This is a genomic window from Aequorivita vitellina, from assembly GCF_022008365.1.
Classification (GTDB): domain Bacteria; phylum Bacteroidota; class Bacteroidia; order Flavobacteriales; family Flavobacteriaceae; genus Aequorivita; species Aequorivita vitellina.
This window is the reverse complement of record NZ_JAIRBA010000033.1, coordinates 21,983-39,967: the sequence shown is the minus strand read 5'-3', so window position 1 is coordinate 39,967 and position 17,985 is coordinate 21,983. Positions and strand designations below refer to the sequence as shown.

The window sequence follows — 17,985 nt, the reverse complement described above, 5'->3', positions numbered from 1 at the left end:
AGAGGAAGATTGGTACAGACCGAAGATCTTCGTGGAATGGGCAATGTAAAAACCCTAAACATAGACCAACTTGCCGCTGCTTCTTACTATGTTAAGATTAAAGGCGCCAAGGGTGAGATAACTAAACGACTATTAAAAGAGTAGTTTATAAGTAATTAGTTTATAATTGTAAATCGCCCGAGGACATTCTTCGGGCGATTTTTTTATGTTCAAAATAAATGGGATTGGTTGATTAGTTAATTCGTGAGTTGTTTATTTGTGCAATTGTTGATTATTAAATATAAATTGGCTAAGGAAATTTCTTGGATGATTTTTTTAATAGTATTCTGGTTATTTTGATTGTGTAAAAATTAAGTTAGATAATTGACTTTAGGTATTTCGCAATGTATATTGCATTAATAATTAGCACTTTAATTTCGAATTTGTTGTCTACAGATTGGACTTGGTGGGTCTTAGGATAAGTTAAAGGGGGAGGTTTATTTTGCACACCAATATTCTAAGTTAACCTAAAATTTAAGCGGAGTTCACCCGAAGTTCACCCGGACCTTACCTGGACTTTACCCAGACTTTACTAGGCTATGCTATAGGGCATAGTTATTTATGATGTGACATGTTAGGTCTTAGACGTAGAACAATAAGCACCTCTGAGGGGGGCAGGCGTAGGACATAAGATTAATGTTAGACGTTAGGCTTGAGATTTGTGAAAAAGATTTACAATTTACTAAGTTGTTAAACTATATAACTAACAGCATTATTTTAAAATAATTAGAGATGGCACGGATAAAGAATGATATATTTAAACTGGCGGGGTCGATAGGAGACCTCAGTTTTAGTCAAGATGAATTTGGCACCATTGTTAAGATGAAGGCGAAGGTGAACAAGGATCGTATTAAAAAAAACCCACGCAGTGAGGGGACGCGACATGGCAATATGGAAATGGGAGGAGGCAGTATGGCTGCCAAGGATTTACGTTTGGCTTTGATGCTAAAGAAAAATGGCCTTGGGGATCGTTATTTTTCGGGAAGGTTAAGCGGCCGAATGCGAAAAATAGTTCTTTTAGGGGAAGGATTGATTGGACAACGTAAACTTGATATCAGGAAGTACGGAACTGTATTGGAGGGTTTTGAATTTATAAATAATCGGCACTTAGTATATAGTGTAGGGGGAATTAAGAAAAAGCCCACATTAAACAAGAAAAGAAATGAGGTAAGTTGGAGTTCGCCTAGCTTAAATAGCTTGGAGCAGATAACTGCTCCCGAGAACGCAACACATCTTACATTTAAGTTAGGTGGGGGTACTGTTAGCAATTATGAATACGATGCTAACAAGAAAAAATATGTAGCATTGGAGCGAAGATTTAAAAACATTGGGATGATTACTGAGAGTGATCCAATTGCCCTAGAGCAAGATTACATTGCACCTGTTAAGCTTTGCGTAAAGTTGACGGAAGGTATTGCCATACCAGATGAGGTAGCTGTAATAACTTTTATTGGAGTTTCTTTTTACAGGAATGTTAATGGGGAGTTACTGAAAATTAAAGATGCTGGAGGGATGAAGGTTATGGGAGTGAAGTGATTTGTACTGTAAGCTGTTAGCGGTGAGATTGTTTTTATTTTGAAAATTATTTAAGATCTTTTTTCACTAAAAGATAAAAGTTATTGTCCAACGGAAGATACCCCTGATCGTATAAATAGTAGTAGGTAGAGCCAGATTTTGTAGTATAAATACCCGTAAAATATTCAAAACTAAAACCCATGCGTAGCAGCCTTTCTTTGGTAGTTTTAGTTTTGTCTTCGGTGTTTAATGTTTCTAAAATACGATAGTTTTTACGAAGACGGTTGTTAATATTTCTAACTAAATTCTTTCGGTCTTTATTTAACGAATTGTTATGTGCATTACGGCAGGCGTCGCTGCAAAACTTTTTGTCTGCGCGCCCAATAATTCTTTCGCCACATTCGGGACAGCTCCTTTCCATATTTTAAAGATAGGACTTTTTCAAAATAAATTCCAAAACTTGAAGCATCAATCACCAAAAACCCAAATTCAAGAAAGCGATTTTTTTGAATTTTGAATTTTGTTTAATTTTTGAATTTATTTGGAATTTACTTCTTCCGATTTGGTGTTTTCCTTTATATGAAACCTATAAATCGCTTCAAATTTCAAAAAAACACCACCGTTTAGCGAAGGGTTTAATTGAGTGCGATCGTCGCCAAAACTAAAGGCCGAAATGCCTAAATCCATTTTTTCACCTTCGGCATACATTTCATAATTATTGCTGGAATAGCCCAATTTGGCACGTAATAAAACGCTTTCTTCCATTACATTGAATTGCAAATAACTCGCAAATTCCAAAGAACTGAGGTCTGCATAAAGCGAAGGGGCGTTTTCATAATGCACATTGTAACTGCGGCCAATTCCGAAGTAATCCACGCCAATTGTTGTGGTTCCTAATTTATAGCTTACATCTGCCGAAATAGGCAAGCTCATATCCATCTCAAAGCGTTTATTTGGGCTTAAATAGTACCAACCAATAATAGGCGTGGTAAAAAGCCCAAAAGCTTCCTGCGATGCATAAATGCCAAAACGGTATTTGAGGTTTGTGTTTTTCTTAAATTTTAAAACTGCGAAACCTCCCAAATAAAATTCATCACTTGAAATGTTTTTGTAATCTGAAGCTATCTTCGGAAGTAAAATAATTGTAGAGCTCCATTTTTCGGACCAATTGGAAGCCATTCCCAGTTTCAAATTTGTGCTGTAAAGACTGGTAAATTCGGCTTCGGGAAAAAGTTGCAGATTATTTCTACTAAAATCTGCTCCCGTTATCAAAGCGTGATTTTCGTTGAGAACGACCGGGAAGGTCAAGCCAACTTCGAAAGATTTTACAAAAGTGCTACTGTTAGTTCCTTCAAAATTATTATTGAAAGTCTGCCCGTATCCTATTCGGAAAAGATCTACGTATTCTTGCGAAGAAACGAAGAGTGGCAAAAGAAACGTGAGAAATAAAAGTTTTTTCAAATTTGTAGGGTGAACTAGTTCTGATTACATTTTTATCGTTTTAAAGATAAAATAAATAATTGCTAGAAAGTAAACCAATGCTCCATTTTATTATCGGGAAGTTCTTGTTTGTGAAAAAACTCGTTGCTATGCGAATTGTAATTGTATTCCTTACCCCATTCGGTAAAATTCTCGGCCAATTGTTTTATGGCATCGCAAACGTAGTGTGCTTCGGCATCTGTGCTGGTTGGGTTAAAGGACATTCGTATCCATCCCGGTTTGTGGGTAAGATTGCCACCGTCAATTTCGCAAGTAATGGTATTTGATGTTTCTTGATCTACGTGAAGCAAGTAATGGCCGTACGTTCCAGCGCATGAGCAGCCGCCGCGGGTTTGAATTCCGAAACGGTCATTGAGCAATTTAACGCCTAAATTGAAATGTAAGTCTTCAATATAAAAACTAATTACCGCCAATCTATCTTTTGTTTGGGGTGCTAAAATTTTAAGATTTGGAATGCTGCCGAGTTTTTCAAAAATAATATCTAAAAACTCGTGCTCGCGTTTCAAAATATTTTCAATTCCCATTTTTTCTTTCAATTTAATAGAAAGCGCCGTGCGAATAGTTTGAAGAAACCCCGGTGTGCCACCGTCTTCGCGGGTTTCAATATCGTCAATGTATTTGTGATTTCCCCAAGGATTGGTCCACGAAACAGTGCCGCCTCCAGGATTATCGGGGATGGTATTTTTATAAAGATTGTTGTTAAAAATAAGTACGCCGCTGGTTCCGGGGCCTCCCAAAAATTTATGTGGCGAAAAGAAAATTGCGTCTAAATGTGCGCCTTCCTCTGCGGGATGCATATCTATTGAAATATAAGGAGCAGAACAGGCAAAATCAACAAAACACAAACCGTCGTTTTTATGTATTAGTTTTGCAATTTCGCGATATGGGGTTTGAATACCAGTTACATTTGAACAGCCGGTTACAGCCGCAATTTTAATGGGGCGATTTGCGTATTTTTTTACAATTTCAGCAAAGGTTTTTAAACACACCAAAACATCGTCATTTGGAGGTATTACCACAACATCGGCAATTGTTTCCAGCCAAGAGGTTTGATTGCTGTGATGTTCCATGTGCGTAACAAAAACCACTGGTTTAATTTCATCGGGAATGTTGGTGTACTTTCTTATACTCTCCGGAATTTTCAAACCTAAAATGCGCTGAAACTTATTTATGGCGCCCGTCATTCCGCTGCCAGTGGTAATTAGCACATCGTGCGAATTGGCGTTTACGTGGTTTTTAATTATGTTTCTCGCTTCGTGGTAGGCTTTGGTCATCGCCGTTCCTGTAACGGCAGTTTCAGTATGAGTATTTGCAACGTAAGGGCCAAAATCCTTTAGCATTTTTTCTTCAATTGGGGCATATAAACGTCCGCTTGCCGTCCAATCAGTATAGATGATTTTTTTTCTTCCGAAAGGAGAATCAAATTCTTGATTAATGCCTACAATATTATTTCGAAAAGGTTCAAAGTACTTTTCAAGTGAAGTTGTGTTTATTTTTTCTTCCGAAGTAATCATTATTGAATTTTTAAAAATTACTTAAAATCTACTAGTGTAGTGGAACAATGCAAAAACAGTTTTTCTGCTTTATTCAAAATACTTCACCAAATTAATCAATATCGCTTAAAACGAGGCACTTAGACGCTTCTATTTTTCAAAGGCTGCAGTTCCGTCTTGAAGCCAACTGTAATATTCTTCAATATCTGGCGTATAACCTACCGGATCGATTAAGTTTTCTTCATTGTGATCCATTAAAACATAGAATGGTTGTGCGTTTGCTTTGTACCGTAAGATTTGGAATTCGCTCCATTTCTGCCCGATGTACTTTAACTTTTTCCCCGATATTTCAGAAATAAAATTTTCGTCTTTTGGGAGTGGTCTTTTATCGTCAACATAGAGCGAAATAAGCACGACGTCTTGATTTAATAGTTTTAAAATTTTTGGTTCGCTCCACACGCGTTCTTCCATTTTTCGGCAGTTTACGCAAGCGTGACCTGTGAAATCTACGAGAACTGGTTTGCCTACTTTTTTAGCATACGCCAATCCGGTTTCATAATCGTGAAATGCCAGTATATCGTGCGGTCCAAGATGGGCACCTTCGGGAAATTCGGTGGTGCTGGTACTGCCACCGCTACTCATTTTTGTAAATCCTACGCCATATGGAGATTCGCTGTACTGCATTGGTGGTGGAAAACCGCTAATTAATTTTAAAGGCGCGCCCCACAATCCAGGAATCAAATAAATGGTGAATGCCGCCACTATCAAACCTAAACTTAAACGGCCAACTGATAAATGATCTAAAGGCGAATCGTGCGGCAGTTTGAATTTTCCGAATAAATATAATGTTAAGGCTCCAAAAACAGCAATCCAAATTGCTAAGAAAACCTCTCTTTCCAACCAGTGTAGTTGAAGCACCAGATCTGCATTGGAAAGGAATTTGAATGCCAAGGCAAGTTCTAAAAACCCTAAAAATACTTTAACCGTATTTAACCATCCTCCAGATTTTGGCAGTGAATTCATCCATCCCGGAAATGCTGCAAAAAGCGCAAACGGCATCGCCAAGGCCAATGAAAATCCAAACATTCCTACAAATGGCGCGATACCACCTTTGGAAGCGGCTTCAACCAGAAGCGTTCCAATAATAGGGCCTGTACAAGAGAACGAAACAATTGCCAGCGCCAAGGCCATAAAAAAGATTCCTATTAATCCGCCGCGACCTGCTTGCTTATCTACTTTGTTTGCCCAAGAATTGGGTAGCATTATTTCAAAAGCTCCTAAGAAAGAAAGGGCGAAAATTACTAGTAATAGAAAGAAGAAAAAGTTAAACCAAACATTTGTGGAGAGTGCGTTTAGCGCATCTGCTCCAAAGAACCACGTTACAATTGCACCCAGAAACACATAGATAACAATAATTGCAATACCGTAGATAATAGCATTTCTAATTCCTGCAGCCCGCGATTTACTTTGCTTTGTAAAAAAGCTAACCGTCATTGGGATCATTGGGAAAACACAAGGCGTTAGCAACGCTGTAAATCCGAAAAGGAAGGCCACTACAAAGATGGTCCAAAGTCCTCTATTTTCTTGTTTTTTTGTTTGCTTAATTGCTGCCTTCGAAGTTTCTGAGGTAGAAGGAACACTATCTTTTACAACTTCCGTTATTTCAGTAGTTATTGTGTCTTCAATATTTTCAGTATTCGTTTCGGTTATTTCTGGATCATCTGTTTTTACAGGGGTTACAGTTGTTTCAGTACCTTTCTTTGGGGCGGGAATTTTAAAAACTAAATCTACATAATTTGGTGGTAAACAGCGCGTGTCATCGCAGACCATAAATTCTACTTCGCCTTTAATGGTAGTGCCTTCAGTACCTGTTAAAGCTATTCTTTTGGTAAAAGTGGCGGTATGCGAAAAGAAGGTAATCACCATATCAAAGACCGGATCGTGTTCGGTAACACCTTTGCTTTCCTTTACTTTTCCTACAGATTTGTAGGCGCTATTTTCTTCAAAAGTGAAAACTGTTGGCAATGGGCCATCTTCGGGTACTACCTGCGAATACAAATGCCAGTTGTCTTCAATAGTGGCTTTAGCAATTAAATCGTATTCTGTTTCCGATATTTTTTTTATGCTTGTTGACCACGATACTGGGTCAAGAATTTGAGACTGCACGAAACCCATTGAAACTGTAGCGAGCAGTAGGGATAGGAATATTTTTTTCATTAGTGAACTAGTTTGTATGGGCAAAATAAATTTCAAAAGTTGAAATAATAAAAGTAGTAACCAAAATTATGATGCAATTTTAGGGCTAAACCCTTAAAAAATAAATACAAATATAAAGATACCTTTAGATTATGTGGATGAAATGGTTTAGAAAAGAAGAATTTCTAAAATATTTCTGGGATTTTTCAGAAAAGCGCTTTTATATTCTTTCGTTGCGTTTGCTTTAATTCTTTATAATCAGTAATTATTTTGTAAAATATTTCAGAAATTACAATGTTTTATTGAAATATTTTGTGTTATTTAAAACATAATAAATACAATTAGAGCGCGTTAGTTGGTGAAATGGTGTTATCTTCGCCGAAAATTAAAAAAATTTGAAATTATGAAAATATCAAAATTGTTTTTCCTTTTTATCTTGGCAGCAGCAACCATTAGTTGTAGTAGCGATGATGACAATAATCCACCACCGTACACGCTTTCCGCTGCTAATTTTGTGGACACTTACAAATTAAATTTTTTGGAAATTAGAGAAGTTGAAACAATCACTTTTAACAACGGAACAACTTCTACATCGTCTGCAGTAACGGTAGGTAGTGTTTTTCAAAACGTAAATTTCGTGTTTAATGCAGATAATACCTACACAGCTAGTGGGTTGTTTAATACGGTAACTACAGTAACTAATGCAGATGGAAGCACTACTGTGGGCGACACCGTTATTGTAGATTTAGACGAGTCGGGAACGTACTCTTTAAGTGTTGGAAATAGTACTTTAATAGTTACAGACAGCGACGGCGGAGTAACCTCATTAGAGATTAGGGACTACACCGAAACTGGAATGACGCTATATTCTGAAGAAACAATGGTTTCTAACAATAGTACCATCGTTACTACTGTGGAATACAGATTTTCTAGATAGAAATTACGTTATATATACTGGAAAACGCCGCTTTGTAAAGTGGCGTTTTTTGATAATATTTTGTGTGAAATCACTGCGGTTTAAGAAATCAATTATTTCTTTAAAAAACCTTACTTTTGCACACTTTATTGAATATTCATACTATGAGCACAAAATTTAAAGAACACAAAGGGCTAAACCTCCCTAAACTGGCGGAAGATATACTGGATTTCTGGAAAGAAGAAAACATTTTTGAACAGAGTATTTCCATTCGCGAGGGGGCAGAACCGTTCGTGTTTTTTGAAGGACCGCCGTCTGCCAACGGGCTTCCCGGTATTCACCACGTTATGGCGCGCGCGATAAAAGATATTTTCTGCCGCTACAAAACCCAAAAAGGGTTTAAAGTAGATAGAAAAGCAGGTTGGGACACCCACGGTTTACCAATTGAATTAGGTGTTGAAAAAGAACTGGGCATCACCAAAGAAGACATTGGTAAAAAGATTTCGGTTGAAGAGTACAACGCTGCCTGCAAAAAAGCGGTTATGCGGTACACAGATGTTTGGAACAACCTTACAGAACGGGCCGGCTACTGGGTAGATATGGAAAATCCGTATGTTACTTACGAGCCAAAATATATGGAAACCGTTTGGTGGCTTTTGAAAGAAATTTACAACAAGAATTTAATTTATAAAGGGTACACTATCCAGCCCTACTCCCCAAAAGCGGGAACAGGTTTAAGTTCACACGAACTCAACCAACCCGGTACCTATCAAGATATTACAGACACCACGGTAGTTGCCCAGTTTAAGGCAATGGCCGAAACTTTGCCCGATTTCTTGGCAGAAGAATCAAACAATATTTGGTTCCTCGCTTGGACGACTACTCCTTGGACGCTTCCGAGTAATACGGCACTTACAGTTGGCGCAAAGATTGATTATGTTTTGGTGAAAACTTTTAACCAATACACATTTCAGCCAATAAATGTTGTGTTGGCGAAAAACTTGGTTGCGAGTCAATTCGCAAATAAATATGAAGAAAAGCCAAATGAAGAATCTTTAGAATCCTTCACTCAAGGCGATAAATTGATTCCGTATTTTATTGCAAAGGAGTTTAAAGGCGCAGCTTTGTTAGGCATTCGTTACGAACAATTACTAGACTACGTGAAGCCACACGACAATCCTGAAAATGCATTCAGAATTATTGCTGGCGATTTTGTTACTACCGAAGACGGAACGGGTATTGTACACACCGCGCCAACTTTTGGTGCAGATGATGCTAAAGTTGCAAAAGAAGCAGTGCCCGAAATACCACCAATGTTGGTAAAAGACGAAAACGGTAACCTCGTTCCATTAGTTGATCTTCAAGGAAAGTTTCGTCCAGAAATGAAAGAACTGGCGGGTAAATACGTAAAAAACGAATATTACGACGAAGGAGAGGAGCCGGAGAAATCTGTAGATGTTGAGCTGGCAATTAAATTGAAGACTGAAAATAAAGCCTTCAAAGTAGAAAAATATTTACACAGCTATCCAAATTGCTGGCGTACAGATAAGCCAATTCTATATTATCCCTTAGATTCTTGGTTTATAAAAGTTACCGAATTTCGCGATAGAATGTTCGAGCTTAACAAAGAAATTAACTGGAAGCCAAAAGCTACCGGCGAAGGTCGTTTTGGAAATTGGCTTGCAAATGCCAACGATTGGAACCTTTCGCGTTCGCGCTATTGGGGAATCCCGTTGCCAATTTGGAGAACCGAAGATGGAAAAGAAGAAATTATAATAGGTTCTGTTGAAGAATTAAAAGCAGAAATGCAAAAAGCTGTCGCCGCTGGTTTTATGACCAACGATATTTTTGAGGAGTTTAAACCTGGCGATTTTTCCGAAGAAAACTACGCAAATGTAGATCTTCATAAAAATATAGTTGACGGAATAACCCTTGTTTCGCCAAGCGGAAAGCCAATGAAGCGCGAAGCCGATTTAATAGATGTTTGGTTTGACAGTGGAAGCATGCCGTACGCACAATGGCATTATCCTTTTGAAAACAAAGAGAAGGTAGAAAATACGTGGCGCAAAGCAGATTTTATTGCTGAAGGTGTAGATCAAACGCGTGGTTGGTTTTATACATTACACGCAATAGCAACCATGGTTTTTGACGATGTTGCTTATAAAAACGTAGTTTCAAACGGACTAGTTTTAGACAAAAACGGTCAGAAAATGAGCAAACGTTTGGGCAATGCTGTAGATCCATTTGAAACTTTAGACGTGTATGGGCCAGATGCCACACGTTGGTATATGATTAGCAATGCAAATCCGTGGGACAATTTAAAATTTGACCAAGACGGAATTTCAGAGGTGCGCAATAAATTCTTCGGAACGCTTTATAATACGTATAGTTTTTTCAGTCTCTACGCCAATCTCGATAATTTTGAGTATATTGAGCAGGATCTTCCGCTGGCAAAACGTCCGGAAATTGACCGTTGGATACTTTCAGAATTACACTCCCTTATCCAAAAAGTAGACGAATATTATGCCGATTATGAGCCTACAAAGGCAACGCGCGCTATTTCGGAATTTGTGCAGGAAAATTTAAGCAATTGGTTTGTACGCTTAAGCCGAAGAAGATACTGGAAGGGCAGTTATAACGACGATAAAATTTCGGCCTATCAAACACTTTATACGTGTTTGGAAACCGTAGCAAAACTAGGCGCTCCTGTGGCTCCATTCTTTATGGATAGACTCTATAAAGATCTAAGCTCGGGTATTGCAAATGAACGAAGGTTGCAGAGCGGAGCCGAAGCATCGGTACATTTAACCGATTTCCCGAAAGCAGATATTTCGTTCATCAACAAAAAGTTAGAGCACAAGATGCAGAAAGCACAAACCATATCGTCGCTCGTACTTTCTTTACGTCAAAAGGAGAAAATAAAAGTGCGCCAACCGCTTCAAAAAATAATGATTCCGGTTTTGGAAGATTCTGAAAAAGAGGAAATTTTAGCGGTTTCAGATTTAATAAAATGCGAAGTAAACGTAAAAGAAATAGAACTGATAGACGAAGGCTCTGGCATATTGGTAAAACAGATAAAGCCAAATTTTAAAGCCCTTGGCCCGCGATTTGGAAAAGATATGAAAGCAGTGGCAGCCACTATTTCAGCTTTTAATCAACAACAAATTGCTATTTTAGAGAAAGACGGGGAAATATCAGTTTTTATTAATGAAAAAAGTACTACATTGGCACTCGAAGATGTAATAATTAGTTCGCAGGACATTGAGGGCTGGTTGGTTGCAAATGCAAATGGAGTTACTGTCGCGCTCGATGTAACAATAACGCCTGAATTAAAAAACGAAGGAATTGCCCGAGAGCTGGTAAACAGAATTCAAAACCTGCGAAAAGACAGCGGGTTTGAAGTAACAAACCGCATTGAGGTTACACTTAAAAATAACGAAGCATTAGAGGTGGCGGTAAAACAAAACCTAGCATATATAAAAGAAGAAACATTAACAGAGGTTTTGCAATTTCAACCGAATATTGAAGAAGGAACAGAAATTGCATTTGACGATATTGAAACCCAAATACGTATTAAAAAACATTAATCATGACAGACACAGGAAGAACCAGATATTCAGATGCCGAACTGGAAGAATTTAGATTACTTTTAAACGATAAAATAAAAAAGGCAACCGAACAATTGGAGTTGATTCAAAGTTCGTATAAAAACGACAGTAATAACGGTACAGACGATACTTCGCCTACCTTTAAAGCTTTTGATGAAGGCAGCGAGGTGATGAGCAAAGAAGCAAACTCGCAACTTGCCATACGTCAGGAAAAATTTATTCGCGACCTTAAAAATGCATTGGTGCGTATAGAAAATAAAACTTACGGCGTTTGTCGCGTAACTGGTAAATTGATCAATAAAGAACGTTTAAAACTCGTGCCACACGCTACTTTAAGCATCGAGGCTAAGAATTTACAAAAGTAGTTTCTGGACTACAAAAACACAATTAGCCCCATCTTAAACAGTGGGGCTTTTTTGTTGACCGTTTTTGAATTATTATATTTAAAACGATGCACAAAACATTTTTTATAATTGTTTTTATTTGCTTCGGAATTCATTGCGTCGTGGCTCAAAAAGTTCTCGAGAAGGAATTTGCTGCCGAAGGACTTCACGCGTTGTATATTGAAGATGATGCTATTTTTAAGATTGAAATTTTTGGTTCCAAAAGAGAAACTATTCAAATTAAAGCTAAAATTTCTGGGGAACATTCCGAAGCCATAATTATTGAAGAAAACTTTTTAAACGGAACGCTTTCATTGAAAACGGGATTGATGCCTTATTTTGCTTTTGAAAATGATAAACTGGCTGCGCATAAACTAATGGCAGTTGAAATAATGCTTTTTATTCCGGAAAATATTTCAGTAAAAATTAAATCGGAATTGGCTTCGTTGGAAGCTACGGGAAACATTAAAAAACTGGCGGTTTCTCTACAAAATGGAAGTTGTACGCTAACTAATTTCTTAGGAAATGCGCACTTAAAAACAGCAAACGGAGACATAAGTGTTCTTGCCAAAATGCATGTTTCGGGAAGGGCAATTTCAAAGCATGGCACTGTTAATAATACACTTCCCAAGGGTGGAAGATTTCTTATTGAAGCTGAAAGTGTCAACGGCAATATTATGCTGCTGCAAACCAAATAATATTGCTATTTTTGCCACGCCCATAGAAGCGTTTCGGTCTTCGTAGCCATGCTACGATGTTGAAGGAGGGCTTTCGTTTTGCGAAGTTAATTATTTTACAAATTTAATGAGATCCCCGCCTTTGCGGGGAATGTTATGAGCCTAAAGAAAGCTACAGTCATCATCGTTCTGATTTTATTAATAGATCAGATTTCAAAATATTATATTAAAACGCACTTTGTATTAGGTGAAGAAATTCGCGTGTTTGATTGGTTTAGAATTCTTTTTGTTGAAAACGAAGGAATGGCTTGGGGAGCGAAAATTCCGGGCGAATATGGCAAACTTTTCTTAACGCTTTTTAGAATTGTTGCAATTGGTGGTATTGGTTATTGGTTGTGGGATTCCGTTCGGAAAAATATGCCCACCATCCTCATTTTTTGTGTGGCTCTAATCTTCGCTGGGGCTTTGGGCAACATTATCGATTCTGTTTTTTACGGAATTATTTTTAATGATAGTCATCATCAAGTAGCCACATTATTCCCTGAGGACGGAGGTTACGGCACCCTATTTCACGGAAAAGTGGTAGATATGCTTTACTTCCCGCTTTACGGAGGTACATTGCCAGAATGGGTTCCGTTTTGGGGGGGTGAATACTTCACTTTTTTTGACCCCGTTTTTAACGTTGCCGATTCTTCAATAAGTATTGGGGTAATTTTACTGCTTCTTTTCAACAAAAAAGCTTTTCCGAAAAAAGAGGACACTGAATTATAAATTAAGCTTTTTTTGGGTTAAAATCCGTTAAATTTTGGCGGTGTTAATCCACCTGTTAAAACGGGTGGTAATTCTAAAAATCCATATAGTTATTTTCTTCAATATTTTAAGCGGTTGGCGCGAGCAAATTAAAAGGATAAAATGGCAAATTCCGTAAGATCCAAAATAGAATTGCCAAACCAAAATACCCGAAAATAAAGAGCTTGCTATAGAAAAGCATAAACCTTTTTTGGGTGCCAAATATCCAATTGGCAAGTGTTAGTCCCAATCCATAAATTAAAATAGGCAAGGTTAGCACCATTAATGGGTTAAACCGAAACGCTCCAAAAACATCGCCGTGTAGTAATAAATGAATGGCACGCTGCGAGCCGCAACCCGGGCAGTAAAATCCAGTTAAATAATGAAAGGGGCAGGGAATGAAAAAATTTGAAGCGGGGTTGAAAAAATAATATACAAATACAAAACTTAGCAGTAAAACTGTAATTAGTCCTATTTTATGAAACGTTTTAAGCTGCATCCATTAAAGTTGCGAAAATACCCATTGAAAATAAAATTATCACAGGAATTATAATTAAAACAAAAGCAGCCACAGCGCCCCAAATAGTTAATTTTTTAGCGTCATCTGCAGCTTTTTGCGCACCTACTTCATCGCCCATAGCCCACAATTCTCGTACTTTTGTGGCTTTTAGGATAGCAAAAATACCCACGGGCCAGCAACAGAATATGGTCATCAGGATTGCGAAAATTAAATAATTTTCTGGTGGATTACCACTGGGTTCAATTCTTGAAAACTCCATGAATTTTTTGGTTTTTAAACGATTTCTGTCGTTAAAGATACAGGCTTATTTTCTAAAATCGATACTGGTTTTTGGCGTGACACAAAAATCTAAAGGAATATCGTTGGATTCAAAAGATATTGCAAGCTCGGCATCAAAAAAAGAAAGTCCCACGAAAACTGTATTGGGAGTGCATTTTGCTAAAAAACGATCGTAAAACCCTTTTCCGTAACCCACTCTATGTCCTAGTTGATCGTAAGCCAATAGCGGAACGAAGACAACATCTATAATTTCTGGTGAAATTGTTAATCCTGCGACTGGTTCCGGAATTCCGTATTTTGAAGTTCGTATTTCGGTGTTTTCCTGTAGCAAGAAATGCTGCATTTCACCCGTTGAAAATTCTGCTTTTGAAATGACGATGCTTTTATCCTTTCCCTGAAGAATATGAAGTAAATATTCAGTATTAACTTCTTTTTTTTCTGAAATAGTGAGAAAAATATGGTAATACGTTTTATCCCAAATGGGAAGTTTTAACGCCTGATTTGCAATTTGAAGACTCATTTCTTCAACTGCTTTTTCAGAAAAATGCTCTCGCAGCTTTTTATATTTTATACGCAAAGTAGCTTTATCTGACATACTTTATAAATTTCATTTAAAATCTAACCAGAGAATAAATTCAAAAGTAGAAAACCTCAATCCTCCATTTCCTCATCTTCGGTATTTGCTGTGTTTTGAGTTGAAATATGAAAAATTGCATCACCTTGATTTACAATTGGCGATTGGTTTACATTGATAATATAACCCTCATTGGGCGAAGTAACCTTGAAACGCATTTTGCCATACGGATCTGTAATTGTTGCTAAGAACTCACCTCTCTCCACGTGTTTGTTGCAATCGATTTTTACGTGAAGTAGGCCGCTTCTATAGGCACGAATCCATTTGCTTTTTTCAATAATTACCGTTTTTGTATTTGGCTCTGGCGCCGCGTGTCTGGTACCCAACATATCTAAATGTTCTAAGAAACGCAAAATGCCATCAACACCTTCTCTTGCAATTTGCTTGTTGCTTTCGCGACTTTTTCCGCCTTCAAAAAGCAAAACAGGAATCCCCATTTTTTGACACGTTTTTCTATAAGATTTCTCGATAGTATTTGAATATACGGTAAAAGGTGCGTTAAAAACTTTTGCTAGTGCTAACAACCGTTCGTCACCAGGTTTTATTCTAATCTGTGCCGCGTTAAATCTACTGGCGCCGCCCGTGTGAAAATCGAGGCAATAATCTGCGTGTGGCAAAACTTTTTTGGTGAAATGATACGCAACCCTACTCGCCAACGAACCCGTTTTTGTCCCTGGAAAAACCCTGTTGAGGTCGCGTCCATCGGGGAAGGAGCGATCGCCGTTTAAAAACCCAAAGACGTTTAAAATTGGGATGCAGATAATAGTGCCTCGTTTTGGTTTGTTGAGTTTTCGGGCAATTAGCTGACGAACAATTTCCACTCCGTTTATTTCATCGCCGTGGATGGCGGCTGTGATTAAGACCGTTGGACCCGGAATTTTAGAACGTTCAATTATTATTGGAATTTCAACCTTTGTGGAAGTATAAAGTTTCGCAATGCTGAAATCGATCGTTTTGCTTTCACCTAGCGCTACGTGTTCATTTAAAATTACAATATCGCGTTCTTCCTTTTTAGCCATTTTTAAACGTTTCTTTCAATATATTTAATAATATGATTTGCAATGTCTTTGCCCGTAGCCTGTTCAATTCCTTCTAAACCTGGGGAAGAGTTTACTTCTAAAATCAACGGTCCTCGAGCAGATTGAAGCATATCTACTCCCGCAATTCCCAAGCCCATAGCTCGGGCTGCTTTTAGAGCGGCCGTTTCTTCTTCATCTGTAAGTTTTATAACCGAAGCCGTTCCGCCGCGGTGCAAATTACTTCTAAATTCGCCTTCTTTTCCTTGCCGTTTCATAGCGCCCACAACTTGGCCATCCACAATAAATGCACGGATATCGGCCCCTCCAGCTTCTTTAATAAATTCCTGCACAATAACACGGGCTTGTAAATTATTAAAAGCTTCAATTACAGATTCGGCGGCTTTTCGGGTTTCGACTAAAATTACGCCAATACCCTGCGTTCCTTCCAACAATTTTATAATTACGGGGGCGCCACCAGCTTGATCTACAATTTCTTTTACGTTTTTAGAATAGTTTGTAAAAACGGTTTTAGGCAATCCCAAACCAGCGCGGGAAAGTATTTGTAAGCTTCGCAGTTTGTCGCGCGAGCGTACCAAGGCTTGCGATTCGGTGGTGGTAAAAACGCGCATCATTTCAAATTGGCGAACAACAGCGGTACCGTAAAATGTAACAGAAGCTCCAATACGAGGGATAATTGCATCGGTATGTTCAATTTTTTGGCCTTTGTATATAATTACGGGGTTTTTCTTTTCAATTACAATATCGCATTTGGTGTGATTGATAACCTCAACATCGTGTTTTCTGGCTTTTGCAGCTTCTACAAGCCTTTTTGTAGAGTACAGGTTTGCATTTGCCGATAATATTTTAATATTCATTTTTCGATTTTTTGTTTATAAGAGAGGTTGGTTTTATTTATATCAACGACATATTTTCTACTTAGAAAATTTCGACCTAAAAGTACGGGGAAACGCATTTCTTCTCGATCGCTCAATGTTAAATAAATTGGGTGCGTTTTTCCAAATAAAACAATTTCAGTTTTAATTCTATAACGGGCTTGAGCTTGCCCGTTACTGCTTTTCACTACTTTTACATCGTATTCGTCAAAAACAAATTCTTTTTCGTGGTAACTGGGATGTTCTTCATCTAAAAAGGTACATTTTAGATAATTGTCTTCAACTTTCACATTTTTACAGTGAATTGATGAAGTGTACGCCCCAGTATCAATTTTCACCTCAATATTGATTAAATTGAGTTGCGGAAAGTCTGCTTTGTCTATTCTGCCAATTTCTCTTTTCAAAGTTTTAAATTTTGTTATTGCAAGGTATACAATAGAAATCGAAATTGAAATCGAAATTGAAATCGAAATTGAAGCTGAATAGAGTTTTTAATATCCAATAGCAGAAACTATTTACTGCAACTTTATAGCTCGTTCAATAAAACCGATTACGCTCTTTGAAATATTCTTTCCCGAAGTATTTTCAATGCCTTCCAATCCTGGCGTGCTGTTTATTTCCAAAACCAACGGCCCGTTTTTTGATTGCAGAATATCTACTCCACAAAATCCGAGACCCATCGTTTTTGCTGCTTTTATTGCAATTTTTTCCTCTGCGGCAGACAGCGAAATCATTTCCGAAGTCCCGCCCCGATGCAGATTGCTGCGGAAATCACCAAGCTTGCATTTGCGTTTCATCGCTGCAACCACAACGCCGTCCACCACTATGGCGCGTACGTCGGCGCCGTTTGCTTCCTCAATATATTCCTGAAGTATAAATTTAACGCCAGCGGCATTCAAAGTTTCAATCGTGGCCATCGCATTCTGCGGACTTTCAGTAAGAATAACGCCTTCGCCGTGTGTGCCTTCCAAAAGTTTGATGATAATGGGCTTGCCGTTAAAGGTTTTTAATTGTTCTTCAAATTCAAAAAACGAAGCATACATTGTGCGTGGCACGGGAATTTGATGTTTTGCCAATATTTGAAAACAAGTCCATTTGTCGCGGCTATTAATAATTCCAACTGAAGAAGCCACACTAAAAACCCCCATTGCCTCAAAATGGCGGACCACATTTGTACCAAAATAAGTATTTGAAGCACCAATTCTAGGGATTACCGCGTGCAGGTCGTCTACCAATTCATCTTGAAAATAGAGTACCGCTTTTCCGTTTTCCACGGCGAGGTTGCAATAGGAAGGATCCAAAACCTCCATAGTGTGGTTGCGCGCTTCCCCAGCTTTTAAAAGACTTTGGGTGGAATATAATGTTTCCCCTCGGGAAAGAATGGCAATGTTCATAATTGGTTATTGTGCTTGCAATTTAATTAAAAAGCCGAAGGGGTTTTAAATGCACCAATAATTTTAATCCAGTATTAACATTTTTGGGAATGCTACACAGATTTTTTTAAACCAAAAAAGGGCAGCCACA

Annotated in this window: 17 protein-coding genes; 6 read left to right on the top strand and 11 right to left on the bottom strand. The window is 38.0% G+C overall.

Translation table 11 applies throughout. The features are described 5' to 3' along the window. Nucleotides 1–771: 771 nt before the first annotated feature. The gene (locus K8089_RS13955; RefSeq protein WP_237603916.1) at nucleotides 772–1,575 is read left to right on the top strand and encodes a hypothetical protein; all 804 of its coding nucleotides are present in this window, start codon (nucleotides 772–774) and stop codon (nucleotides 1,573–1,575) included. Between the two features lie 46 nt (nucleotides 1,576–1,621). On the opposite strand, the gene K8089_RS13950 is transcribed toward K8089_RS13955, so the two are convergent. The 4 genes from K8089_RS13950 to K8089_RS13935 all read right to left on the bottom strand — a co-directional run bounded on the left by K8089_RS13950 (nucleotide 1,622) and on the right by K8089_RS13935 (nucleotide 6,764). Beyond that, nucleotides 1,622–1,975 (bottom strand): hypothetical protein, encoded by a 354-nt coding sequence (locus tag K8089_RS13950; RefSeq protein ID WP_237603915.1) that lies wholly within the window; start codon nucleotides 1,973–1,975, stop codon nucleotides 1,622–1,624. A 116-nt stretch (nucleotides 1,976–2,091) separates the two neighbouring features. Then, on the bottom strand, nucleotides 2,092–3,015 hold the full coding sequence (locus tag K8089_RS13945; protein WP_237603914.1) for a DUF6268 family outer membrane beta-barrel protein: 924 nt from the start codon (nucleotides 3,013–3,015) through the stop codon (nucleotides 2,092–2,094). Between the two features lie 62 nt (nucleotides 3,016–3,077). Beyond that, complete coding sequence (locus K8089_RS13940; protein WP_237603913.1) at nucleotides 3,078–4,568, bottom strand: aminotransferase class V-fold PLP-dependent enzyme; 1,491 nt, start codon at nucleotides 4,566–4,568, stop codon at nucleotides 3,078–3,080. 129 nt (nucleotides 4,569–4,697) lie between these two features. After that, nucleotides 4,698–6,764, bottom strand: coding sequence for a protein-disulfide reductase DsbD family protein (locus K8089_RS13935; RefSeq protein WP_237603912.1), 2,067 nt, complete (start codon nucleotides 6,762–6,764; stop codon nucleotides 4,698–4,700). Between the two features lie 382 nt (nucleotides 6,765–7,146). Here K8089_RS13935 and K8089_RS13930 point away from each other — a divergent pair, with 382 nt between their 5' ends. The 5 genes from K8089_RS13930 (at nucleotide 7,147) to K8089_RS13910 (ending at nucleotide 13,098) form a co-directional block, all read left to right on the top strand. Then, nucleotides 7,147–7,680 (top strand): hypothetical protein, encoded by a 534-nt coding sequence (locus K8089_RS13930; RefSeq protein WP_237603911.1) that lies wholly within the window; start codon nucleotides 7,147–7,149, stop codon nucleotides 7,678–7,680. 143 nt (nucleotides 7,681–7,823) lie between these two features. Then, nucleotides 7,824–11,246, top strand: a complete 3,423-nt coding sequence (ileS, locus tag K8089_RS13925) for an isoleucine--tRNA ligase (RefSeq protein WP_237603910.1) — start codon at nucleotides 7,824–7,826, stop codon at nucleotides 11,244–11,246. Nucleotides 11,247–11,248: 2 nt separating this feature from the next. After that, nucleotides 11,249–11,632 carry a TraR/DksA family transcriptional regulator gene (locus K8089_RS13920; protein WP_237603909.1) on the top strand — a complete coding sequence of 128 codons (384 nt, stop codon included), beginning with the start codon at nucleotides 11,249–11,251 and terminating at the stop codon, nucleotides 11,630–11,632. Between the two features lie 86 nt (nucleotides 11,633–11,718). After that, nucleotides 11,719–12,348, top strand: a complete 630-nt coding sequence (locus K8089_RS13915; RefSeq protein ID WP_237603908.1) for a DUF4097 domain-containing protein — start codon at nucleotides 11,719–11,721, stop codon at nucleotides 12,346–12,348. A gap of 135 nt (nucleotides 12,349–12,483) precedes the next feature. Beyond that, on the top strand, nucleotides 12,484–13,098 hold the full coding sequence (locus K8089_RS13910; protein ID WP_237603907.1) for a lipoprotein signal peptidase: 615 nt from the start codon (nucleotides 12,484–12,486) through the stop codon (nucleotides 13,096–13,098). Nucleotides 13,099–13,204: 106 nt separating this feature from the next. Here K8089_RS13910 and K8089_RS13905 read toward each other — a convergent pair whose 3' ends face one another. From K8089_RS13905 to K8089_RS13875, 7 genes are all read right to left on the bottom strand, one after another. Next, nucleotides 13,205–13,615 carry a DUF2752 domain-containing protein gene (locus tag K8089_RS13905; protein WP_237603906.1) on the bottom strand — a complete coding sequence of 137 codons (411 nt, stop codon included), beginning with the start codon at nucleotides 13,613–13,615 and terminating at the stop codon, nucleotides 13,205–13,207. Continuing rightward, nucleotides 13,605–13,895 carry a CD225/dispanin family protein gene (locus tag K8089_RS13900; RefSeq protein WP_237603905.1) on the bottom strand — a complete coding sequence of 97 codons (291 nt, stop codon included), beginning with the start codon at nucleotides 13,893–13,895 and terminating at the stop codon, nucleotides 13,605–13,607. The genes K8089_RS13905 and K8089_RS13900 overlap by 11 nt, the downstream gene beginning before the upstream one ends. Before the next feature lie 45 nt (nucleotides 13,896–13,940). Beyond that, nucleotides 13,941–14,510 (bottom strand): 5-formyltetrahydrofolate cyclo-ligase, encoded by a 570-nt coding sequence (locus K8089_RS13895; protein ID WP_237603904.1) that lies wholly within the window; start codon nucleotides 14,508–14,510, stop codon nucleotides 13,941–13,943. A gap of 56 nt (nucleotides 14,511–14,566) precedes the next feature. Next, a complete protein-coding gene (locus K8089_RS13890) occupies nucleotides 14,567–15,568 on the bottom strand; it encodes a succinylglutamate desuccinylase/aspartoacylase family protein (RefSeq protein WP_237603903.1) in 1,002 nt (333 codons plus the stop codon). A 2-nt stretch (nucleotides 15,569–15,570) separates the two neighbouring features. Beyond that, nucleotides 15,571–16,443 carry a 30S ribosomal protein S6--L-glutamate ligase gene (rimK, locus tag K8089_RS13885; protein ID WP_237603902.1) on the bottom strand — a complete coding sequence of 291 codons (873 nt, stop codon included), beginning with the start codon at nucleotides 16,441–16,443 and terminating at the stop codon, nucleotides 15,571–15,573. Then, on the bottom strand, nucleotides 16,440–16,865 hold the full coding sequence (locus K8089_RS13880; RefSeq protein ID WP_237603901.1) for an ATP-dependent zinc protease family protein: 426 nt from the start codon (nucleotides 16,863–16,865) through the stop codon (nucleotides 16,440–16,442). Before K8089_RS13880 ends, rimK begins: the two co-directional genes overlap by 4 nt. Nucleotides 16,866–16,976: 111 nt before the next feature. Further along, the gene (locus K8089_RS13875) at nucleotides 16,977–17,855 is read right to left on the bottom strand and encodes an ATP-grasp domain-containing protein (RefSeq protein ID WP_237603900.1); all 879 of its coding nucleotides are present in this window, start codon (nucleotides 17,853–17,855) and stop codon (nucleotides 16,977–16,979) included. Between the last annotated feature and the right edge of the window lie 130 nt (nucleotides 17,856–17,985).